Source organism: Haloarcula nitratireducens (assembly GCF_019599505.1).
The window spans coordinates 1-20,275 of record NZ_RKLT01000042.1; the positions used below are offsets into that span (position 1 = coordinate 1).

The window sequence follows — 20,275 nt, forward strand, 5'->3', positions numbered from 1 at the left end:
TGACGCCGCCCAGTTTAAAGCGTGCTGTCGGGATGCACAGACGATTGAGGACATAGAGATACTGACGGCAACTGACGACGAATTCCTCTGTCGCATGCGCTGGGTCGACGAAATCAACCTGCCCTTCAAGATGGTAACAGCCGGTGAGGGCACTCTGTTAGACGCCTTCGGAGCAGATGGTCACTGGCATCTCCGAGTACTCTATCCATCCCGAGACCATCTTCAAAAAACGAAAGCGTTCTGTGCCGAGCACGAGGTCTCGTGTACTATCGATGGGGTTCACGAGTTGGCAGACGATCTGTCGGGCCGCTACGGGCTGACAGCAAGACAGTACGACGCCCTCATTACTGCCGTCGAACAGGGGTATTTCAAGGTCCCACGAGAGATCACCCTAAACGCGCTGGCCGACGAATTAGACATGAACTATCAGACATTGTCAGAGTGTCTTCGCCGCGGGACCGAAACACTCCTCAAAGAGAGGTTGTTGATTGGGCATCCGGACGAAGCAAACCGCCCTGATGATCCTACTTCGAAACAGCCCAGCATGCCATCACTGTGACAACCGATGAACCACCTCGGGACCACATGGTTCGAGAGAGTGACGCTCTCTCGCCATCACGAGACGGCTTTGCCGTCTTGAACGACCCCGAGGCACTCGCCGTGCTTATATAGAATTACGGAGAATACCTGCGGCTTTAGCCATAGGATGAATCTGGCAATACTCGAAATAATCCACTGCTCGCATCGTAGACGCGCGTTCGGGGTACCTCAGCGACCTCACTCACGTCCTAAGCGGTCCCTTCATATATTCTCTAGAGGATTACCAGCCGTTTGGACCGATACCGAGTCTCCCGACGAGTGGGCGATACGCAACGACCACGACCATGATTATCGCAAGTTCGATCCAGAACCCGATATCGCCGATGAGTGTTTCGATGACCGTAAGCACGAGAAAAACTAACGCAAACATCGCGATGTAGTGGGGGGCGATCTCTTTCAGTCTCTCTGTATCCATATCTTCTCATAGAGGCGGACCCCTCACAAACCCTTCCTCTTTGCTGACTGTATCCGCTAAGTTCAGCACGCGACTGCTGTCAGGTCTGAAGAGTTCAACAGAGCCGACCAAATGCAGACCGTCTGCGGTGATGCGCTCCCTAATAGCCGTAACAGATCGTCCCAGCGACGCTGTGGACGAGCGTAGCGGGTAGTAGACAATGCGGGCGAAAAATTGGCGGCCCACTCGCAGGTACGAGAATCCACAATGGCAGTCTACGCAAACGAGACCAACGGGAGCATCACACTAACTGAAGATGGGCGACATCGGACACTGACACTCGAAGACGCACAGGAACTGCTGGAAGAGCGCAACGAGGCAGTCGAAGCTGCCAAAGAGCAGGCTGGGTAAACCACATCCTCGACAGCGGAGTCTGTGAAATATGCCAGCGAACTGTAGTCGGGGAGAGCGCCTACCCCAGCACCACACTTTTTGGCCCAGCGCCGGACATTCCCAGTCCCAGTGTCTGGACCCAATCTCCTACAATGTGCAATGTGTGGTTGGACCGGAGAACAGCCCGATCTCGATACTACGACCGACGGCGCCGCCTGTCCTGCATGCGGCGAGACACTAATCGACGAGTAGCGTCGTACCGCCCTGTCGCTGTGTGCTCGCTGGCCGGTGAGTAGTCCCGTCCGAAGACAGCGTGTATCCGTCCGTAGCTGTGGTTCATCGAAGCGCCGGTTCTATTGAAACCCTCAAAAGCTGATACAAGCAGCTTGGTGAATACAGTCTGTAGCGATACCAATCGGGATGAGATGAACAATGGAAGCACCACAAAGCACATCCCGATAGATAACCGTTTTCGCTCCAATGGCCCTGATAGCGTTGTTCCGTGAGAAACCATCCCTCCGTCGGCCGGGAATGGCCCTGCTCGGCCTGCTGACCATGGTCGTGATCGGTGAGCGGCTACTCACACTCGCAGTTGAGGGTGTTCGCCAAGGATCGACGGAGTTCCCGGTGTGGCTCCCTGAGCTTGGTTCAGTTGGTGAGACGATTGTATTCTATAGCCTGCTGTTCGATGTCCTGAAATTCGTTGCAATCCCGGCGGTACTCCTGTGGCTCGCCTACCAGTACGGTCGTTACTCGGCCGGCATCTAAGCACACCTAACTAGCAGCTGTTTCACGCGAGATACTGTCTGAAGAATAGAGGTTTAACAGAGAATCGTCACCTACTGCGAGTCTAACACTGCACAACAGCGTCCTCGTACTGCGTGAGTGCATCGAGCACGGCCTGCCGATCCGACTCTGTAATATCGAATTCGACCATCATTTCCTCGAGCAACTCAGCAATGACCGCAAAGTGCTTGGGGTGAATATCGAGATGGCTATGCGCTTCGTTCATCTCCCCACCGGAATACGTCACAGGCCCACCCATAATCGAACTCAGAAACTGTGTCTGGTGTGCCCGCTGCTGTTGCATATCAGTCTCCTCGAAAAAGTGCGCGACGCGGTCGTCGTTGAGCACACGGTCGTAAAACGAGTCCACAACCGCCGCGATTGCGTCTTCACCGCCGAGTCGTTCGTAGAGTGTCGTCATCCAACTACACCGCGAACTGGGCGACACATAGGGGAACTGTGGATTCCCAACCGGTCGGCAATGGAGAAAGCGTTAAATGCCAGTGTGCTGGCGAGGGACGAGTCTCTCAGTCGGCGGTCACATGACAGCACACAGCGCCTGGAACTGCGCTAGCTGTCTCGACTGCCCGGTCACTGGCACCAATACAGAGAGCCCTCTTCCGTATGGCTGGATAGACCGACGGAGGCCGACTGTGTCTCCACAATGATGAATAGAGAGCGTTATTAACGATGCCCCGAGGCTCTCGCGTAGGTCGTCAGCTGACGTTCTCTCCCCAACCCCCCTGTCGGCCGGCGGCCAATTTTCAAATCGCTACCGCTCCAGTCGAACAACCCTTGTAGAGCCATCGCCGTCGATCACGACCTCGACCAAGCGTCCGCCACACCACCGCAAGACGCCGACCCACACCAGAACGTGAGTCTCATTGACGCAGAATACGATATGTATCGTAATAAGCCACTCAGTACGGCAGAAGAGCTACACGATCTGATTACACTCCTCCAACGACGGGGAAGGTACGAACCGGATATGCAACAGTTGCTCGCACTCGCATCGAAAAAGAGCACCATTGAACAATACGTGCCAAGTTCGAAGCTCGATTCATCCGAAGACTATGCTAAACTAGCTGATGAACTGAACACCCTATACTCCAACTTGACTGCTGCTGAGGAGGTGCTCGTCAATGAAGGATTCCACATCTCGTTCTGAGAGAACAACTATCGTACTTGGAGATTATCATCGCTGGTGTCACCAAGGAACTATGAATTCCGAGTGTCTATAGTGTAGAAATGGCCGATGACAAACCATCAGAGATGTCGGCCACCAACGCCCCACCGAAAGCGGTCTACACACGTCTCGTCGACGGTGTGGTTGGCCTCGACGACCAGTGGCGAGTTACGTATTGCAACCAACACGCCGAGAAGATTCTGCAGCACACTGAAAACGAATTGCTCGGAACAGATGCTCGTGACGTATTTCCTGACACTACTGGTTCAGGCCTTCAACAGGAACTCGAACAAGCCAGAGAAACACAAGAATCGAACTCGTTCGAGGCACACTTCCCATCGTTAAATCGCTGGCTAGCTGGATGTGCGTATCCTATTGAGACGGACCTCTGGCTCCAGTTCCGTGATGTCTCCGAACGCGCTCGTCGCCGGACACAATTGCAAAAGCGCGAACAGGCCATGAACCGTGCGTACGACGTTATCGCAGACCCCGAACTCTCCTTTGATGAGCAGGTCGATGCGCTGCTGGAGATCGTCCGGACCGCAGTCGGTACAGACTATGCAACACTCTCTCGAGTCGATAAAAATGCTAATTCCTACCTATTCGAAGCGGTCGCCACACCGGCAGACGCTGACCTCGAAGCTGGCGACACAGCGCCGCTCGACACAACAAACTGTGAGTGTGCCGTCGAAACTGAACAAACACTCGTGTTAAATGATGTTCAAGAGGATGCACCAGAATTAGCCGATCGGGCGGGGAACGCTGACTGGGGTATTTCTTGTTACCTTGGGACACCGATATCCGTCGATGGGAAATTGTATGGCACGTTCTGCTTCTACGATATGGAGCCACGAGACGAGACGTTCTCTGACTGGGAAGTGGCATTCGTCGAGCATCTTGGTAATTGGGTGAGCGGTGAAATCGAACGCCAGCGCCAGACCGCTCGCCTCGAATCGTTCGCGGATATGCTTGCACACGAACTTCGCAATCCGCTGGCAATGGGCCAACTCTACAGTAGCCAACTTCCAGACGAGGCTGCGCCGGAAGCAGTCGAGTACGTTGCAGAGGCGTTCGATCGCATCGAGGAACTCATCGACGTGATTCTCATTCTTTCCCAAGAGTCAACAGTCAACATTGATTGGGAGACGGTTGCAGTGGCTGACGCCGCTAGAACGGCATGGACAGATGCCGATGTCGGCGACGCAGAGCTCACCGTTACAGCGACCAACAATCTCGAAGTTGACCCAATCCACTTCCGGCAGCTCTTGGAGAACCTCTTCGAGAATGCCGTCACCCACCATACAGCCGATAGCCCCGTGCAGGTCACTGTCGGGGACCTCCCAACAGGATTCTACGTCGCTGATAATGGCTCAGGGATTGCGAAAAATAAGCGCAGCCAAGTGTTCGAGACAGGCTATACGACTGCTGACGACGGTATGGGCCTCGGACTTGCGTTCGTTACCGAGTTAACAGAGCTGTACGACTGGCACTGCCAAATTACCGAGAGCGAGATGGGTGGAGCACGCTTTGAATTCACGAGCACGGACCACGCCTAAACCAGATTCAGTAGCTGGTTCTGTCACAGCGCCGAGCAGTGACGTACCTTCTACGCCCACATCATTCCCCACCGCTAGTCGTCAGACGTACCGGGCGGGTCGGCACACTCAGTGGATACTCCAGACTCTACGGCGACCTCGTAGAGTGGATTCGTGACCGTTCCGTGCTCGGACGCGTGTGGGCGACCGGGGGCATCGCCGTAGCCGTAGTCGAGGATCCGATTCCGGTTGAGGGCTAGTTTCGTGAACTCCGGCTGAAGCAGATCGAACAACTCGAAACGGTCCGCCAGTTCGGGGAACTGCGATTGATAGTCGAGGACGGCCTCGCGTGCGTGTGTCCAGAACTCCGCCTCGGGATAGTCCTCGTTCTCCTCGAGGATGTCGGCAACGTAGCGGAGGACACAGACGAACAGCCCCGAGAAAATAAATTGACAGAGACCTTCTGGCGGTTCCCTGCGGAGGACTGCTTCCATTTCCTCTGAGAGTGCGTCGAGTTCAGGGAGCGGTTGGTCGCTTACGTTCACGTCGTCGGCGAAGTCCTTGATCGCGAGGCGCGTCGGGACACCGTCCTCGACGACGAGGATCGTGTTCTGGCCGTGTGGGGAGAAGACCGTCCCATAGCGGTAGAGAAAGTGAAGCAGTGGCGGGAGCACCGTCTCGAAGAACGCCTCGAGCCACTCGTCGAGCGTGAGGGCGGACTGCTCGACGAGCCGCGAGAGATACGGTTCGCCCGCCCCATCGACGTGCATCAGCGCCGAGAGAGTGATGGCCTCCTCGCCGTCGTCAAGGAAAGTATAGATAGACTCGCGCCACACTGCTCCGAGGAGTTCGTGGTACTGATAGGGTGACCCCTCGATGCCGGCAAAGTCGTCGTGATCGTAGTTGACGCCAGCGATCTCACCGGGGAGGATGAGGTCCTGCGCCTGCAGAAAGTCATCCTGGGCGTAAATCGCCTTGATATACTCTGTAACCGTGGGCGCAATTTCAGTGCGCTCTCCAGGGAGACCCCGCCAGACGAGCGTGTTGAGAATACGCATCGGCACCTTCACGTGGTGTTTCTCCTCGTCGTCGATATTGACGAAAGTGCGTACCGACTGTTGAGGGAGATACTCGTCCGGACCGTCTCCCAAGGGGACAATATCGTCATTTGCAATGTCGCCAGGGAACAGCGGGACGATGCTATGCTCCCACTGCCAGTCGTGGACTGGCACGAAATAGTAAGCATCCGGGTCAAGCGCTCGCTGGCGAAGCCGGTCACGGAAGCGGTCGTAGTAATCGCCGAGTTCCGATTGGACGAGCGAATCATGGTCGACGTCAGCCGTGCCGGTAAACGTCGCTTCGGCTTTTCGGACGGCGATCCATGAGAGTGTCACCGGTTCCTGCAGTTCAGGCGCGTACTGGCGGTAGTCGTCGTACCCCCAGCCGAGACGGCCCTTATTGTAAGTAATCCATGGGTGGCCCTCCATCTCGCCTTCGAGTTCGGCGTAGCCAAGGGCCGTCGGGTCGAAGCCCTCGCGATTGCGTTTCTTCGCTTCGATATGCGCGTCAGCGAGGAGTGTCCGTTCGTATTCGCGGATGAGGTTCCCTGCGGTGAGTGCATCGAGGTCGACAGTCGCTTCGAGATCACGAAGACAGCGGATGGGGTCAGTGGCCGGCTCCCATCTATCCTCGGCGTCCTCGTTCGCGCGGCGCTCGATAGAGTCGCCGTCGATAGCGTAGCTGTCAAGGAGTCGTTCGGCGGCCTCGAAGCGATAGCTTGCCGGGGCAAGGTCGATTCGATAGGTGTTTCGCTCGTTGCCAGTGGCCACCTGCTTGGGGTGGAGTATCTCCTCGTAGCTGAACTCTTCGAGCAGCTTCGTGAGTAAACGACGCTCGACTGTCTCCCAGATGTCGGGGGTTAGTGCGTTCTCGCGGATGGTATCGTTAGGGTCCATAGTTAGTCGTCCTGCGTAGGTGCTGTCGTCTCGCTCCCGTGGCGGGAGGCGCCGGGCGCGTGCTCAACAAACTGGTCGAGTGAAAAGTCCTGGAATACAGTGTCCGAATCCTCGGGATAAGCCTCGTAGCCGACCAGCCGATTGACAAACTTCGTGTTCCGGTAGCAGCCGAGTCCGAGATCGGGGACGCCGACGCCGTGAGTGTGAACTTCAGCGTTCTGGAGAAAGACATCGCCTGTATGGTCAATCTCGAGGCGATGATCCTCGGTCACCTCGTAGCGGCCCTTCGCGTCCCAGTGGATGGCGTGCTCAAGTGGTTCAAGCAACGCTGGAATGGGGCGGTCGTAGCCGGTACCCAGGATGACCACCTCGGACTCGTGGACGAAGTCCTCCTCGGTCTGCCACTGGTGGCAGTCGAGAGCGTAGAGGCCACCGACGGACGCGAGATCCCGTACCTCTGCCATTGCGAACAGCCCAACGTCAGGCTCGCGGTCGCCGATGGAGCGACGGTAGAGCAGGTCGTAGATATCGGCGCTCGTTCCCGGGTCGACGCCCTTATACAGGAGATCTTGGTTCGGGATCAGCTCGTCTTTCGTCTCCTGAGGGAGGTCGTAGACGTACTGCTCGTACTCCGGGGTAAAATGCTGGAGGCCGAGTTTGGAGTACTCCATCGGGAAAAAACCCGAAGATCGGGTGAGCCAGTCGAGCCGGTACTCATGGTCAACCTGCCGTTCGAGGAGATCCTCGAACACCTCGGCGGCACTCTGGCCCGACCCGACGACCGTCACTGAGTCGGCGTCCAGCACGCGCTCACGGTTATAACGGTACTTCGCCGTGTGGAAAACATCCTCCTCAGGGTGGCCCCGCAGGTGCTCGGGAAGTTGTGGGCGCGACCCGACACCCAAAGCGAGGTTCTCACCTCGGTATTCGAAGCGCTCGTTCGTGTCGGGGTGGCGAGCAACGACGACGTAGTGCCCGGCCTCATCGTCCCATCGCACCTCGGTGACCTCTCGGGAAAACTGAGGGGTATCGAGTTCGTCGACAACCCACCGGAGGTAGTCGTTATACTCCCGGCGAGGAATCTGGAACGTCTCGTAGAAATAGAATTCGTAGATGCGCCCCATCTCCCGGAGGTAGTTGAGGTAGCTGTAGTCGCTAGTAGGGTCGGCGAGCGTGACGAGGTCCGCGAGGAATGGCACTTCGAGGGTCGTGCCTTCGAGGAGCATCCCCTCGTGCCAGTTGAATTCGCCGTCGCGTTCGAGGAAGACCGCATCGACGTCCGCCTCAACGGAGTCAAGCATGGCAGCCAATCCGAGGTTGAACGGGCCGACGCCGACGCCAACAACATCCTGCACATCGTCAGTCATCAGCGGCCACCTCCGAACCAGTACCCTGCGCGGGCAGGGCCGTCGCATCGGCGAGCACCTCGGATTCGAAGTGCTCGCGCTCACAGATTAGCAGGACGGCATCCTTCTCGGCCTCGTCGAAGTGAAACTCTGTCTCGGTCTCGAAGCCACACTGCTCGAAGATATGGCGGACCTTCTCGTTGCGGGCGTCGGGTTCCGCGATAACTCGCTGGGTCTCAGGATAACGAAACTGCATCGCGACGACGGCCCGCAACAGCGAGAGCGCGTATCCCTGCCCGAGATACTCTTCGGGGCCGAACAGGAGGTGGACCCCCTGATCGTGTGGCGCTGCGTCGTAGTGGTTCGCGACGTCGTCCTCGGCGGCCCAGTAGCACTCCCAGTAGCTCATCGGGACATAATCCAGACACCCTATGTAGGGCGTGAGATGATCAGTAGTGATCTTCGAGCGGAGTTGCTCACGGAACTCGGGGAGCGGCACGTCGAGTTGCCAGTAGGGCTTTACGTGGTCGCTCCCGAGCCACCGATGGAGGCGGCCGAGATCGCGCTCGACGGTGGCCGGACGGAGCGATAGCTGCTTGCCGATTCGCCGATCGTAGGTCTGGTAGTCGTAGTCGTTGGCGACGACTGCATTCGGGTCTGTCATGAATCAGTCTCCGTGACAATTGGATTTTTCACGTCGGTGTACACCGACTGGTTCTCGAGGTCGTTTTCCAGCTCGTCCAACCCACGAAAGCGGGTCAACAGATTCGCCTTACATGGAATCGTCGTATCCTCCAGCAAGGGAGCGAGGAAATTCGAGGAAGGGCGGTCGTAGTGCGCTCGGGCGCGCTCCAATTCCGAGCTGAGGAGCGTGAGCAGGCGCGTCTCGTCGGCGACGCCCGCACAGCCGAGCGCGTTCACGACATCGAGCGCGTTGTTCAGGATGACGTAGTAACGCAGGCGCTCGTCGGCGATGGCGTCCGTACAGATAGTGTCGGCGCGTTCGCCGACGCCCGGCAAGTAGTCGTCGACGTTGGGGTACTGTGACTCGGGGAAGTAGAATCCCTGATTGTCGCGGTATCGGAACTCGTCGGGGTACCCCGAATCGTCGAGAATGAGCACCGAATTCTGCTGGTGGGCCTCAACACCAACACCTTGCACGAGGTAGAGCCACAGAACGGGCCGGATAGCAGTTTCGAGGTACTGACGGAACCACTCCGCGCTCACATCCGCAACATCACGACACTCGCGTTCAGCGATATCGACGACGAGACGGCCGAGTCGGGACGTCCCCTGAATCGCGTCCTGACAGAGGGCGGCAACGGGGGTCGCATTCGCAGCGGCCTCGCCTTGGAAGGGGTTTGCCCGGAGAATCGTCTCCAGTCCCGACTCTCGCTCCTCCCCAACGTCGAGTGCGAGGTATGCCGGATCACGGACAACACCGAAATCTGGGAACTCAGCACGGAGTTCGTCGCCAAACCCGGTGTCAAGGAGCTCCGCGACGGCGACGCCTCGTTCTAACTCGGGACGCTTGTTTGTCCGCACGGAGTTAGTGATCTTCACGTTCAGCGAGGACTTCACCATGAACGGCGCGTCCTCGGCATAGAGCGTACGGACCGAGGTCGTCGGATAAAACTCCCATCCGACTGCACCAAGGTGGTCGAGCCCATTGCCGAGTGTGTCCTGTATGTGAGACTGGTCGAGCAAGTAATCTGCCTGCCAGGGGTGGACCGGCAAGAGGACATCCTCGCTTTCGATGTGGTTGGCGACAAATGACTCAGGGACTGTTGGGTCTTCGCGGAGGGCACCTTTCACCCAGTCGGCAGCGCTCATGTTGAGCGCGGAATCCTGCGAGACGAGGTCAGGGTCGGCCCGGAAGTAGTGGAGCGGGAACGACCCACGGAGTTCCGGAGCGTACGTCTCGCGTTCGTAGTCGGCGATGCCCTGCCTGCTTTTGGGCGTTGGGTGACGGTGGTGACCGAAGACGAGTGCCTGCTCGGTATCACGGAACGTCACGTCGTCGCCGTACAGGCGCGCCTGGTCTTGCTGTCGGGCCGCGACGAACCGCTTGACGTTGCGCTCGCTTTTGAGGACACGGAGGAGTAGCTCGTCCGGGACGGCCTCGCCACCTTCAGAGCGCGTGAGGGATTTCAGGATGAGCGTTGCGATGGTGGCAGCGTCGGCAGTTTCGACGTGGCCATCGGGCAGTCGGTAGCGCGCAGGGGTCTCAAAGAGATGGCGCTCGGTCGGCGAGCGGTAGGCCAGCGGTGCCAGCAGGTCAGTATCCGTCGCCGGAAGGGTCACGCGGAGCAACCCATCGGGACCGGGTTCGATGCCAGCCACGGGCTTCTCGCAGACTACGTAATTACCCGTCTCGCGGAGATAGCAATTGAGGAAGGCATGGACAGTGGCATCGTCGGCGCGCTCGGTCGGATCAACGGCGCCGCCGCTCACAGCGCGTTCACGGAGTGTAGTCTCGGAGGTCATGCCGACACCTCGTACTGGGCTGTCTCTACAGCTGACCCACACTCCCGAATCGTATCGAGCGTCTCGGCGACGTCGTCGAGCGTCGCTGTTGGATTCAACAGCGTGAGCTTTAGACTCGTCACATCTTCGACGTCGGTACGGGCGACGACGGCGCGGCCATCGTACACGAGTGTTTCGCGGACAGCAGCGTTCAACTCACTTATCGCCTCATCGTCCAACCCCTTGCAGGGCCGGTAGCGAAAGACGACGGCGTTCAGCGCGGGGTCGTTCACCAGTTGGAAATCATCAGCCTCATCGAGGAGCGACGCGGCGTCGTCTGCGAGATCGAGCGTCGATTCGACGAGCGCTCCGAGCCGGTTACGGCCCAGTGCACGGAACGCGAGGTAGGGCTTGAGCGCGTCGAAGCGCCGCGTCGTCTGGACCGACTTTGCGACGAGATTGGGAACGTCCGTCTCGTCATGAGCTTCAGGATTGAGGTACGCAGCGTTGCGCGCCATCCAGCGGAATTCGTCGCCGTCGCGGAGGAGGAGTGCCCCACAGCTGATAGGCTGGTAGAACAGCTTATGGAAGTCGACGGCGACCGAGTCGGCACGCTCGATACCCGCGAGACGGGCTCCGTGCTCGTCGCTAAGCGCGAGTGCCCCGCCGTAGGCAGCATCGACGTGGAACCAAACGTCCCGTTCGGCAGCACGTTCGGCAAGCTCGGGTAGCGGGTCAATGCTCCCGAAGTCCGTCGTCCCGGCGGTGCCGACGATAGCGAACGGTTCGCGGCCCTGCCGCTCGAGCGCCGACAACGTCTCGTCGAGTGCGTCGAGGTCCATTCGGTGACCGTCGTCCGTCTCGACGGTGACGACAGCGTTCTCGCCGAGGCCGAGGTAGTGTGCCGCCTGCTTGGCGGTGAAATGGGCCGCCTCCGAACAGACGACGCGTAGGGACTTCGCCTTTCTCGGAAGCCCCGCCTGCTGGACATCGCGGCCGAATTGCCGGTCGCAGTAACGGTCACGGGCTAGCAGGAGCGCCTGAAAGTTCGACTGCGTGCCCCCGCTAGTGAAGACACCGTCGGCCGCCGCCGGCAGGTCGAAGAGGTGACCGAGCGCGTCAATGACCTGCTGTTCGAGGACGGTCGCGGAAGGCGCCTGATCGAACGAGTCCAGCGACTGGTTCGTCGCCGAGAGCATCGCCTCAGCGGCCAGACCCGGTATCATTGGCGGGCACTGAAGGTGGGCGGCACACCGGGGGTGTGAGGGATCGACCGAGTTCGCGAGAACGCGCTCGGCGACCTCGTCAATGGCGACGTCAAGTCCCACGCCTTCCTCTGGAACTACTGGATCGTCGAACTTGTCAGCGAGGTCCTCGGGCGTTGCGCCTGTAAAGGGGTCGTCATCGCCAATTGCGTCAAGGACGGCCTCTACCGCGCTCTCCATCGCCGCGTGATAGGCCTCGTCGCCCGCCTCGGACCCGAGAAAAAGGTCGGCGGCGCTCACGGTGTCGTTCACGCGGCCACCACCGTCCCGGACGCCGCGTTCGCGATGGCTTCGACGGCCTCGACAAAGATGCGGCCGACATCGTCGACGTCGTCTTTCGAGACGATGAGCGGCGGGAGGAAGCGCGCTGTGGCGCTTCCGCGCCCGCCGAGTTCGAGAATGAGGCCGCGGTCGAAACACTCAGCCTGCACGGCCTCGGCAAAATCAGCATCCGGTGCGTGCGGACCAGCGCCCTGCCACTCCAATTCGGGATCGACGAACTCGACGCCAAGCATCAGTCCTTGGCCACGGACATCGCCAACGGCATCGAGATGGGCAACCGATTCGAGGTAGTTGCGAAGACGCTCGCCCATCGCAGCAGCGTGGTCGGCTAGGTTGTGTTCTAGCACGTAGTCGATGGTCGCCTCCCCGGCAGCCATCGCGAGCTGGTTGCCACGGAAGGTGCCCGCGTGGGCGCCCGGTTCCCAGACATCGAGCTCTTCGTCGTAAACCACGACAGCGAGCGGAAGACCGCCACCAATGGCCTTCGAGAGCGTCATGACATCCGGTATAATGTCGGCATGCTCGAAGGCGTAGATTTCGCCCGTGCGACCGAGGCCAGCCTGGATCTCGTCGAGGACGAGAGGGATATCCCGTTCGTGGGTAATACGACGCATCTCCTGTAACCATTCGGTAGGGGCTGGAACGGCGCCGCCCTCGCCTTGCACCGGTTCGAGAATCATCCCGGCGGGGTCGGTGACACCGCTTTCCGGGTCGTCGAGGAGGTTCTCGACGTAGGTACTGGCGACGCGGTGACTCTCTTCGCCGCCGACACCAAATGGACAACGGTACTCGTAGGGGTACGGGAGGTGATGGACATCGTTCATCAGTCCCGAGATCGGCTCCTTGGCGTCAGTATCGCCCATCAGCGAGAGGGCACCGCTGGTCATCCCGTGATAGGCGCCCTGAAAACCTAGGATGCTCCGGTTCCCGGTGGCCGTCTTTACGAGTTTCAGGGCAGCCTCGACGGCGTCGGTGCCTGCGGGGCTACAGAACTGCACCTTCGCAGAGTTCGAAAAATCGTTGGGGAGACTCTGGAACAGCGAATCGACGAACCGCTCTTTCGCCGGCGTGGAAATGTCAAGCGTATGAACCGGCCGGTCAGCGTCGAGGACACGTTCCATCGCCTCGACGACGCGCGGGTGATTGTGTCCGAGTGCAAGCGTCCCAGCTCCGGCTAGACAGTCGTAATATTCGTTTCCGTCCATGTCGGTAACGGTGACGCCTTGCGCTTCATGGATAGCCAATGGGAGATGGCGCGGGTAGGTCCGCGCGCTCGACTCCCGGTTAGCCTGCTGTGAGAGAATAGCGTCGTTACCTGCCTCATGGTAGCTCATAGGCGAGCACCTGCTGATCGCGTTGTCTCATCACTTTGCCGTAATTGGGTCCGAGTCCATCTCTGCGTCATGCATTATTTTAGGCTCCCCTAAATATACATAAGCCCTCCGATTTTTAGGCAAGCCTAAAACAGAGGTCGCTACAGACCGTGAGCAGAGATAGCAGGTGGATAGCGGCCAAAGAATTGAATTCGTTAACTCACGACGGCACTGTTTCTATTCCCGGAACAGTTCGTCGGTCAGCTCAGCGAGTACGATGTTGGAAAATCCCACTGACGGTTGGTTAACCAGGTTGTCGAATTTCCCGTTCACTGTCTTTTGGTACCCCGAGCAAGTGTCTGAAACAGCCACTCAGTAGGACTGCATACGTATCGCCACAGAGCCGACTAGTGGTAGCTCCTGACAGAGGGGGTAGGCGAATGCAGTTCTTTGTATGCTGCCAACAAAGTCCAACTCATGGTCGAAGACACTCCGCCGGGATCTGCCCTCAATATTGAGGTTATCAAACGATCCCCGATGCTCGCGGCCTTGCATGAAGGGGCAATGGATCGACACAGCCTAGAGCAACGACTCGGGATATCGAAATCGACCGTCCATCGGAACACCAACTCCCTCGCCGAGCAGGGCCTGATCGAGCGGTCGGACGGAGAATATCAACTCACTAAATTTGGCGAGGCAGTCGCGGAGGTCGTTGCTACTTTCGAAGCGGACATGCGAACGACCGTCCGACTCGCCCCACTGTTTGAGGCCATCTCCGCCGTCCAACCGGGGTGCTCCGTCGAGGCATTCTCGGACGCAACCGTCACGACGGCTACGGACGGCGACCCATTCGCACCGCTGGCTCGGTTCGTCTCGCTCGTACAAGAGACTGAGACGTTACGGATGTTCGATTCGTATGCCGTCGCTCCAACGTATATGGATGAAATACACGGCCAAGTTCTCGACGGGTTGGAGACGAAAGTCATCGAGCGACCGGACATTGCGTTGGACATCATGGAGAACTACCCACGGAAGTGTGTCGAGCTCTGTGCGAGCGAGTTTCTTACGATGCGGGTGCATGATACGCTCCCATTCGGGATCGGTATCTTCGATTCGAAAATCGGCGTCGGGATCCGCGATCGAGAATCTGGATCCCCTCGGGCTTTCATCGATACTGAGACACGGGAGGCACGTGAGTGGGCCGAGACGCTCTTTGAATCCTATTGGAACGAGGCGACTCAATTAGATCGCTTTCATCCGAAGGCACTTCGGGAGGCAATCGATTCTGACGCATAGTACCGTTTCGAAGGCCGGGGGAAATCGATTACTGATCTGGGCCGTCGACAGGTGGTCCGCGACGAAAGATTCGTGACACAGGGATCCCAGCACAATCAGCATGCTCGTACAGCGCGTCCTCTGTCTCGGCCCTGAAGTGACAGAGGGTTCCCGTCACCATGTCGTCCTCGTTGGTCAGAATCTCCGATTGGACCCAATCGATGCCGGTACCACTGGCTCGCACTGTCTCCAAGGCCTGGATTGACCGTTCGCTGGCACGCTCACGCTCGGCGTGACTCACCGGCGAGTCTAGCTCTCGGAAGATGAGATAATCCGTCAGTTCTCGATCGTTCATTGGTCACCCTCTCGCTTGCCCGGGGCAGTCTCTGTGTGATTGTACGTCGCGATCAGCCCGTCTCGATGGGACATAGATGGACGTACGTTGGTCCAGGAATTGTAGTTAACTGACGGGATTTTCCCTCGATACGGGACGATCTCGTATTCTGAACCGGATTCGGTCTCGACGAGGGAAGAGGGTGATACGGCCCCAAGCGCGGAAGAGTATCTACGGCTAAGACCACCGCAGACGAACACACTGAACATTACTTCAACTCTATTGGTCACTGGCCACCTTCTCAGAGCGCATCAGTGTACAGCGTGCCGTGCTGACTTCAGCGCGCGTGTCTATCGTGCAGGTTTCTACCCTTTTCTTTAGTTTCCCTCCCTTTCCACGAGACCGAGCAGTGGACAGTCGGACTGACTAACCGGTGATTATCTGCCACGTGAACAAGCTGTCGGCAGAAGACTAATTACTCACGTCAACGTACGATTACAGTAGATTACAATGCCCGTCGATTTCGAGAGCTACCATCCGAATGACCTTCCAAATGAGGGGACAAACGGGCGGCGGCTCCTCGAATACCTCGCCCAGCATCCCGAACTCGGGTTCACACCGAGCGAACTTGCCAACGAACTCGAGATCCCCCGAGGTAGTGTTGGAACGACACTGAGCCGCCTCGAAGAGCGAGGCCTCGTCCGACACAAAGGTGAGTACTGGGCAATCAATAGCGAGGCGTACGACGCCCAAACAGCCAGTGAGATCGGCCTCCGGGCAGTTGCTGACCAATTCGAGGGCGATCATTACGATACAACCCCCGACTGGGACGCTGCGCTCTCAGATGTTGACGCTGAAAAGAGTGATGAGTGATGCTGCAGCGTGGCAGCATCGTCGTCGCCGCCGATCCCTACGGACAGACGCCTCGACGACCCTACCTCATCGTGAGCGACGAATCGCACCCATTTGCGGGTGAGCAATACATCGCCGCCGGTATCACGACGAAAGAGTATCCACCGTCGATTTCACTGGCGGGACATTTCGTCGAAGGCGGTCTCTCGGAAGCGTCATTTGTCTCGCCGTGGGCTGTCGTCTCGCTTCGCGAGGTTGATATCGAACGCGCAGTGGCAATCGTCGACCAAACGGTGCTGAGAACCACGACTGAACAAATAGCCCGATTCATTGGCTACGACGCAACCAGCTCGTAGCCGAACAGTTCGCAGCGCTAGGTGGCTCACGCCGAGCATCGGTGTGAGTCTGTCCCAGACGAGAGTCAGCCATTCAGTAGTACACCGAGCGAGTCAGCAACAGCTGTCAGTGCAATTCGGTTGTTAGTGAGCTTACCCTCTCTATGTAGCACACTATTCTTGACAGCAGCCGGAGAGGCCGCACTCTGCAGCGTTACATCGATTACCTAAACGGACCCATTAAGCGTACTAACGCTTCATCTGTTTGCCCGTGAGCCACGTTACTGACGACGATAGCAGCACAATTCAGGTCGTTCGGAGGTGATCCGTACGAGGCTCGTAGACCTCACCTTTCTGCTTCAGCGTCTCGATCTCGTGCTCAGCTTTGTCCTGGCCAATGCCAACCAGGTGTGCCCGTTTGACAACCGCAGCAATCGGTGCGCCGTCGTCGAATTGCTCCGCCAACGCGTCGACGATCCCACGAATGTCCTGGCTTCGATCTCGCTGTGTGTGCTGCTGTGGGGACGTCAGTTCCACTCACGACTGCCTGTGACCGTCTGCAATCGACCTCGAATGCCCCACGAGCAATAGATTCGACCGCGTCCATGACCTGCTCATCGTAGACACTCACAACGAAGCCGCTCCCTGAGCCGTCATAGACGGCGTCAACAGCGACGACAGAGCTGTCGGGAAGCTGCTGCGCTACCTGCGCTTGCAGCTGTTCTTCTGCTTTTGCAGCGAGCTCGCCGGCTCGTTGCTCGTGTTCGTTACTGGTCTGTGTGTGGTCGGACGCACTCTCACCAACGCTTGTGGACGCCCTTTAGACACAGCACTGGCTACAAAAGGATAGACTGTGGTCTTTAGCAACGGTGGGTTAGAACGCACTTCGCTAACCCGACCGGCCTAACGTACTGGCTCCGAATCTGCTCACCCTCGCACAGAAACTTGCGAGTTCGTCGGTAATGAGCATTTTCCCGAGTGTACTCGGCTCATATAACCCGATCGCAGCTAGCATGACCAACAGTCAAAGAAGCACGAGACGAAACGATACTCCGAGGGACATAATTTAACAACCACAGTTTCCATCTGCTTTCCGCGCCTCGCTTAGCGCTCGTATCGCTCGCCTATGATTTCGCACTTGGAGAAGTCATACCGTTGTCTTGACGACTGACCACCATTACTACACTAATTTGCCGATAAAAGCGACCGCTATCGAAAGTTAGTGATTCGCCGAGTCGATGCGGTCCTGACAGTCGACACAGCGCTCTCTGAGTTCGACGAGGTTTGCGGATTCGTCGACGTTACCGACATTGAGCGAGTCGTCGTACTCGAGCGGTGAGTTGTGATTGTAGCCTCGCCGTTCCATTTCCGCGACGAGTGTTCTGTGGCGGGCAGAGACGCGCGAAGTGTCAATCTGGCCGCGTTCGGCGTGTCCGTGTATCGCATTTGTATTTCCGGCTCGAACGTGTCCAACGAGTTGGTGCAGCTCTTTGTGTTCGCCAAGGAGGTGCTGACGGCACAGAAGCTCTGGATCGACGCACCACATCCGAGTCATACGGCTTATTGACGTTGGAACCTGAAATTACCGTCGTTCGGCCCATTCGTCGTATGCCGAAGCACACATAGCGCGACCGATCAACTGTTATACAGAATCAAAGAGAATACCTGCGCCTGTAGCCGCAGGATGACTCTGACACTACTCGAGACAATCTACCACTCGATAGCACGCCAGCGTTTCCACTCCGCAATGTCCAAGTAGTGCCACTTTGTCGCAGGGAGCAAGGTCCGGTCGGAACGGAGCGGATTCCGAACGACCTTCGGAGGCGGTCTACCCGCCACTAATGAGACAATATCCGAAACGCCGATGCGGTGAACACGAATCCTCGAAGGGTTTGTCTTTCGTGCCCGTCGGTCGAGCAAGCCCAAGATACCTCCGAGTCCGTTGCAGTCTGCCGGACTCTCTGTGGCAAAAATAACACAGAAAGTCCGAAGACGATGAAGGAGAGGAGTACCGGCGGGTTGGCACCGCCAGACAGCCACCGACCACGACGACTGGGTGAAACGAGTTCCCGTGAAGTGGCGGCGTCCCTGGTTGCAGACCTGAAATTCCCACCGCTCGGGATTCCTCCGCCTTCAGGCAGAGGAGGATGTCAATGAGTACTCGTCGTGATCGCGTCGAGCTTCGATAAGACGCGTTTCTCGGCCGGTTCGCTCCCGTCTCCGTCGAGTGCACGCTGGATCGCTGAGTCGTGCGAGGATAGTGTAATTGGAAGATGCTTCCGGATACTGTCGTCGTCTGCAGTAACCTCGTTCTTGAGTCCGTGGACAAGCGGTTGAATGATATCGTTGGGAACGTCGGTAACGAGTTTGACCCAGTACGTAGAGAGTCGTGACGTCAGCACTGGGACAGGAATGATTGCGGACGGTCGTCCGGCAACGTCCGCTGTTCGATGAAGGAATTCCTCATAGGAGAATGCTTCTGGTCCACCAATATCATACGTACTACCTGCGGTTTTCGGTATCTCGATAACGCCTACGAGATACGCGATGACATCGTCAACGGCGACCGGTTGGCAGTCGTTCCGAATCCAGCGGGGCGTGATCATCATGGGCAGACGTTTCGCAAGCTGAGTGACGATCTGGAAACTGTCGTTGCCATCGCCGATGATAATCGCCGCACGCAATACCGTCAGCGCGAATTCCCCGTCAGCAAGTATCCGCTCAACTTCGCGGCGGGACTGAAGGTGTTTCGAGAGGTCGTCGTCGTCTTCCCCGAGGCCGCTGAGGTAGACAGCCCGTTCGATGTCCGCCTCGTCGGCGGCTTCCCGGAAGTTGCGCGCTGCGCGCCGGTCTTTCTCTGCAAAATCGTCTCCGCTTCCCATTGAGTGAATGAGATAGTACGCAGCGTCAACATCGGTTAGTGCCTGCTCGAAACTCCCTGCATCGAGAACGTCACCCTCATAGACGATGTCGGCAGCGCCGTCGTACCCGTCGGCGTCCCGCGTCAACACGGCGACATCGTGATTCCGGGCTTTAAGTATCGGGATAAGTCGAGTTCCAATGAATCCTGTGGCGCCGGTGACTAAAATACGCATGCTCGTATTGCGAGCCCTGAGCGTTTACATCTTTGCTGCGGAGTCCTGGCGGTGTTTAGTTAAACGAAAACTGGACGGTCAACTGACAGTGGGTGGGAAATGGCATTGTCTGGTTGAGCGAGTTTGAGAAGCGAGGAGGCCGTAGCGAGAAGTGCTCATGCAACTCGCAGACCTCCTCAGCGAGATATTAGATGAGGACAGCCAAGACGTTTGGGAGAACGAGCGCACCCCGACACCCGTCCAGCGATTTGGGATGCGTCTCCATACGGCGGGGCTGTTGATTAGGGAGACGGTTGCGATCTTAGACCTGCTGGGTGTCGATCGCTCTCACGGTGCGGTCTGGAACTGGATTCATACACTGTCTCAAGCCCAGAGAGACCCGCCGACGGCAGAGCCGTCGCGGGTCGCGGTCGACGAGAAACAAATCACGGTTGACGGAGAACAGCAATGGCTCTACGCCGCTATCGCCACTGAATCGAAACTGCTACTCGAAGTTGACGTGTTCAGCCGCCGCGGGACTGACCCCGCGTCGGCGTTCCTGCACCGATTCACCGAGAAACACAATGTCGCCGATACGGAGTTTCTCGTTGATGCTGGTGGCTATCTGACTGCCCTCGTCCGTCACGAATTGAGCGGTCGGCTCGACTACCAGATCCGGAACCACATCGAAAAGTGACATCCTCCGCGCCGTGAACGGCGCGGCTTCCCTGCATGGGAATACCGGCTAACCACCGGCAGTGGGTTCCGACCCAACCTCTCCGAGCGTCATCTGCCGTGGGTGGCTCTGCTCGGTGGGGGTCGCGGCGCTGTCACAGGCGCTCCCATCCCGTGAGATGTCATCGCCCGCCGATTTCACCGGCAGG

At 58.1% G+C, this 20,275-nt stretch carries 20 protein-coding genes and 3 pseudogenes; 9 read left to right on the forward strand and 14 right to left on the reverse strand.

What is annotated here, in order from left to right; all coding sequences use genetic code 11:
* The coding region (locus EGH23_RS25235) for a helix-turn-helix domain-containing protein (RefSeq protein WP_220582747.1) at positions 1-559 on the forward strand (559 nt) is incomplete at its 5' end.
* A gap of 261 nt (positions 560-820) precedes the next feature.
* Here the strand turns inward: EGH23_RS25235 and EGH23_RS25240 are convergent.
* Positions 821-1,015: a hypothetical protein gene (locus EGH23_RS25240; protein WP_220582748.1), complete on the reverse strand. Its 195-nt coding sequence runs from the start codon at positions 1,013-1,015 to the stop codon at positions 821-823.
* Positions 1,016-1,261: 246 nt separating this feature from the next.
* Between EGH23_RS25240 and EGH23_RS25245 the strand changes: the two genes are divergently transcribed.
* Entirely contained in the window at positions 1,262-1,405 is a 144-nt protein-coding gene (locus EGH23_RS25245) for a hypothetical protein (protein WP_220582749.1), read from the forward strand.
* Positions 1,406-1,867: 462 nt separating this feature from the next.
* Positions 1,868-2,155 carry a hypothetical protein gene (locus EGH23_RS25250; RefSeq protein ID WP_220582750.1) on the forward strand — a complete coding sequence of 96 codons (288 nt, stop codon included), beginning with the start codon at positions 1,868-1,870 and terminating at the stop codon, positions 2,153-2,155.
* An 82-nt stretch (positions 2,156-2,237) separates the two neighbouring features.
* On the opposite strand, the gene EGH23_RS25255 is transcribed toward EGH23_RS25250, so the two are convergent.
* Positions 2,238-2,594: a group I truncated hemoglobin gene (locus EGH23_RS25255; protein ID WP_220582751.1), complete on the reverse strand. Its 357-nt coding sequence runs from the start codon at positions 2,592-2,594 to the stop codon at positions 2,238-2,240.
* Positions 2,595-3,074: 480 nt separating this feature from the next.
* Between EGH23_RS25255 and EGH23_RS25260 the strand changes: the two genes are divergently transcribed.
* Both EGH23_RS25260 and EGH23_RS25265 read left to right on the forward strand, forming a co-directional pair.
* Complete coding sequence (locus EGH23_RS25260) at positions 3,075-3,341, forward strand: HalX domain-containing protein (protein ID WP_268899522.1); 267 nt, start codon at positions 3,075-3,077, stop codon at positions 3,339-3,341.
* An 80-nt stretch (positions 3,342-3,421) separates the two neighbouring features.
* Positions 3,422-4,915 carry a PAS domain-containing sensor histidine kinase gene (locus EGH23_RS25265; RefSeq protein WP_220582753.1) on the forward strand — a complete coding sequence of 498 codons (1,494 nt, stop codon included), beginning with the start codon at positions 3,422-3,424 and terminating at the stop codon, positions 4,913-4,915.
* A gap of 74 nt (positions 4,916-4,989) precedes the next feature.
* On the opposite strand, the gene EGH23_RS25270 is transcribed toward EGH23_RS25265, so the two are convergent.
* From EGH23_RS25270 to EGH23_RS25295, 6 genes are read right to left on the reverse strand one after another with little or no spacing between them, the layout of a single operon-like run.
* Positions 4,990-6,849 carry an IucA/IucC family protein gene (locus EGH23_RS25270; RefSeq protein WP_220582754.1) on the reverse strand — a complete coding sequence of 620 codons (1,860 nt, stop codon included), beginning with the start codon at positions 6,847-6,849 and terminating at the stop codon, positions 4,990-4,992.
* A gap of 2 nt (positions 6,850-6,851) precedes the next feature.
* Complete coding sequence (locus tag EGH23_RS25275; RefSeq protein WP_220582755.1) at positions 6,852-8,216, reverse strand: lysine N(6)-hydroxylase/L-ornithine N(5)-oxygenase family protein; 1,365 nt, start codon at positions 8,214-8,216, stop codon at positions 6,852-6,854.
* Positions 8,209-8,859, reverse strand: a complete 651-nt coding sequence (locus EGH23_RS25280) for a GNAT family N-acetyltransferase (protein WP_220582756.1) — start codon at positions 8,857-8,859, stop codon at positions 8,209-8,211. The genes EGH23_RS25275 and EGH23_RS25280 overlap by 8 nt, the downstream gene beginning before the upstream one ends.
* Positions 8,856-10,682: an IucA/IucC family protein gene (locus EGH23_RS25285; protein WP_220582757.1), complete on the reverse strand. Its 1,827-nt coding sequence runs from the start codon at positions 10,680-10,682 to the stop codon at positions 8,856-8,858. The genes EGH23_RS25280 and EGH23_RS25285 overlap by 4 nt, the downstream gene beginning before the upstream one ends.
* Positions 10,679-12,166 carry a pyridoxal phosphate-dependent decarboxylase family protein gene (locus tag EGH23_RS25290; RefSeq protein WP_425433282.1) on the reverse strand — a complete coding sequence of 496 codons (1,488 nt, stop codon included), beginning with the start codon at positions 12,164-12,166 and terminating at the stop codon, positions 10,679-10,681. Before EGH23_RS25290 ends, EGH23_RS25285 begins: the two co-directional genes overlap by 4 nt.
* 8 nt (positions 12,167-12,174) lie before the next feature.
* Entirely contained in the window at positions 12,175-13,542 is a 1,368-nt protein-coding gene (locus EGH23_RS25295) for a diaminobutyrate--2-oxoglutarate transaminase (RefSeq protein WP_220582758.1), read from the reverse strand.
* A 456-nt stretch (positions 13,543-13,998) separates the two neighbouring features.
* Here EGH23_RS25295 and EGH23_RS25300 point away from each other — a divergent pair, with 456 nt between their 5' ends.
* Complete coding sequence (locus EGH23_RS25300) at positions 13,999-14,817, forward strand: helix-turn-helix transcriptional regulator (RefSeq protein ID WP_220582759.1); 819 nt, start codon at positions 13,999-14,001, stop codon at positions 14,815-14,817.
* Between the two features lie 28 nt (positions 14,818-14,845).
* Here the strand turns inward: EGH23_RS25300 and EGH23_RS25305 are convergent, their stop codons facing one another.
* Positions 14,846-15,151, reverse strand: coding sequence for a nickel-binding protein (locus tag EGH23_RS25305; RefSeq protein WP_220582760.1), 306 nt, complete (start codon positions 15,149-15,151; stop codon positions 14,846-14,848).
* A gap of 489 nt (positions 15,152-15,640) precedes the next feature.
* Between EGH23_RS25305 and EGH23_RS25310 the strand changes: the two genes are divergently transcribed.
* Both EGH23_RS25310 and EGH23_RS25315 read left to right on the forward strand, forming a co-directional pair.
* On the forward strand, positions 15,641-16,003 hold the full coding sequence (locus tag EGH23_RS25310; RefSeq protein WP_220582761.1) for a MarR family transcriptional regulator: 363 nt from the start codon (positions 15,641-15,643) through the stop codon (positions 16,001-16,003).
* On the forward strand, positions 16,003-16,338 hold the full coding sequence (locus tag EGH23_RS25315) for a hypothetical protein (protein WP_220582762.1): 336 nt from the start codon (positions 16,003-16,005) through the stop codon (positions 16,336-16,338). The genes EGH23_RS25310 and EGH23_RS25315 overlap by 1 nt, the downstream gene beginning before the upstream one ends.
* Positions 16,339-16,623: 285 nt before the next feature.
* Here the strand turns inward: EGH23_RS25315 and EGH23_RS27165 are convergent, their stop codons facing one another.
* The 4 genes and pseudogenes from EGH23_RS27165 to EGH23_RS25325 all read right to left on the reverse strand — a co-directional run bounded on the left by EGH23_RS27165 (position 16,624) and on the right by EGH23_RS25325 (position 19,412).
* Positions 16,624-16,854 (reverse strand): hypothetical protein, encoded by a 231-nt coding sequence (locus EGH23_RS27165; RefSeq protein WP_328767129.1) that lies wholly within the window; start codon positions 16,852-16,854, stop codon positions 16,624-16,626.
* Between the two features lie 682 nt (positions 16,855-17,536).
* The gene (locus tag EGH23_RS26720; RefSeq protein ID WP_236045091.1) at positions 17,537-17,683 is read right to left on the reverse strand and encodes a hypothetical protein; all 147 of its coding nucleotides are present in this window, start codon (positions 17,681-17,683) and stop codon (positions 17,537-17,539) included.
* 21 nt (positions 17,684-17,704) lie between these two features.
* Positions 17,705-17,872, reverse strand: a pseudogene (locus EGH23_RS26725) (pyrimidine dimer DNA glycosylase/endonuclease V); the annotation flags it as partial.
* Between the two features lie 595 nt (positions 17,873-18,467).
* Positions 18,468-19,412: an NAD(P)H-binding protein gene (locus tag EGH23_RS25325; RefSeq protein WP_220582764.1), complete on the reverse strand. Its 945-nt coding sequence runs from the start codon at positions 19,410-19,412 to the stop codon at positions 18,468-18,470.
* Positions 19,413-19,569: 157 nt separating this feature from the next.
* On the opposite strand from EGH23_RS25325, the pseudogene EGH23_RS25330 reads away from it, so the two are divergent.
* Positions 19,570-20,085, forward strand: a pseudogene (locus tag EGH23_RS25330) (transposase domain-containing protein); the annotation flags it as partial.
* A gap of 51 nt (positions 20,086-20,136) precedes the next feature.
* Here EGH23_RS25330 and EGH23_RS27170 read toward each other — a convergent pair.
* Positions 20,137-20,275, reverse strand: a pseudogene (locus tag EGH23_RS27170) (RNA-guided endonuclease TnpB family protein); the annotation flags it as partial.

Coding starts and splice junctions, on each gene's coding strand:
- EGH23_RS25275 (WP_220582755.1), bottom strand. CDS start 8,216: ATGACTGACGATGTGCAGGATGTTGTTGGCGTCGGCGTCGGCCCGTTC.
- EGH23_RS25245 (WP_220582749.1), top strand. CDS start 1,262: ATGGCAGTCTACGCAAACGAGACCAACGGGAGCATCACACTAACTGAA.
- EGH23_RS25250 (WP_220582750.1), top strand. CDS start 1,868: ATGGCCCTGATAGCGTTGTTCCGTGAGAAACCATCCCTCCGTCGGCCG.
- EGH23_RS25280 (WP_220582756.1), bottom strand. CDS start 8,859: ATGACAGACCCGAATGCAGTCGTCGCCAACGACTACGACTACCAGACC.
- EGH23_RS25300 (WP_220582759.1), top strand. CDS start 13,999: ATGGTCGAAGACACTCCGCCGGGATCTGCCCTCAATATTGAGGTTATC.
- EGH23_RS25305 (WP_220582760.1), bottom strand. CDS start 15,151: ATGAACGATCGAGAACTGACGGATTATCTCATCTTCCGAGAGCTAGAC.
- EGH23_RS25265 (WP_220582753.1), top strand. CDS start 3,422: ATGGCCGATGACAAACCATCAGAGATGTCGGCCACCAACGCCCCACCG.
- EGH23_RS25285 (WP_220582757.1), bottom strand. CDS start 10,682: ATGACCTCCGAGACTACACTCCGTGAACGCGCTGTGAGCGGCGGCGCC.
- EGH23_RS25270 (WP_220582754.1), bottom strand. CDS start 6,849: ATGGACCCTAACGATACCATCCGCGAGAACGCACTAACCCCCGACATC.
- EGH23_RS25260 (WP_268899522.1), top strand. CDS start 3,075: ATGTATCGTAATAAGCCACTCAGTACGGCAGAAGAGCTACACGATCTG.
- EGH23_RS25295 (WP_220582758.1), bottom strand. CDS start 13,542: ATGAGCTACCATGAGGCAGGTAACGACGCTATTCTCTCACAGCAGGCT.
- EGH23_RS25325 (WP_220582764.1), bottom strand. CDS start 19,412: ATGCGTATTTTAGTCACCGGCGCCACAGGATTCATTGGAACTCGACTT.
- EGH23_RS25310 (WP_220582761.1), top strand. CDS start 15,641: ATGCCCGTCGATTTCGAGAGCTACCATCCGAATGACCTTCCAAATGAG.
- EGH23_RS25315 (WP_220582762.1), top strand. CDS start 16,003: ATGCTGCAGCGTGGCAGCATCGTCGTCGCCGCCGATCCCTACGGACAG.
- EGH23_RS25255 (WP_220582751.1), bottom strand. CDS start 2,594: ATGACGACACTCTACGAACGACTCGGCGGTGAAGACGCAATCGCGGCG.
- EGH23_RS25240 (WP_220582748.1), bottom strand. CDS start 1,015: ATGGATACAGAGAGACTGAAAGAGATCGCCCCCCACTACATCGCGATG.
- EGH23_RS26720 (WP_236045091.1), bottom strand. CDS start 17,683: ATGGAACGGCGAGGCTACAATCACAACTCACCGCTCGAGTACGACGAC.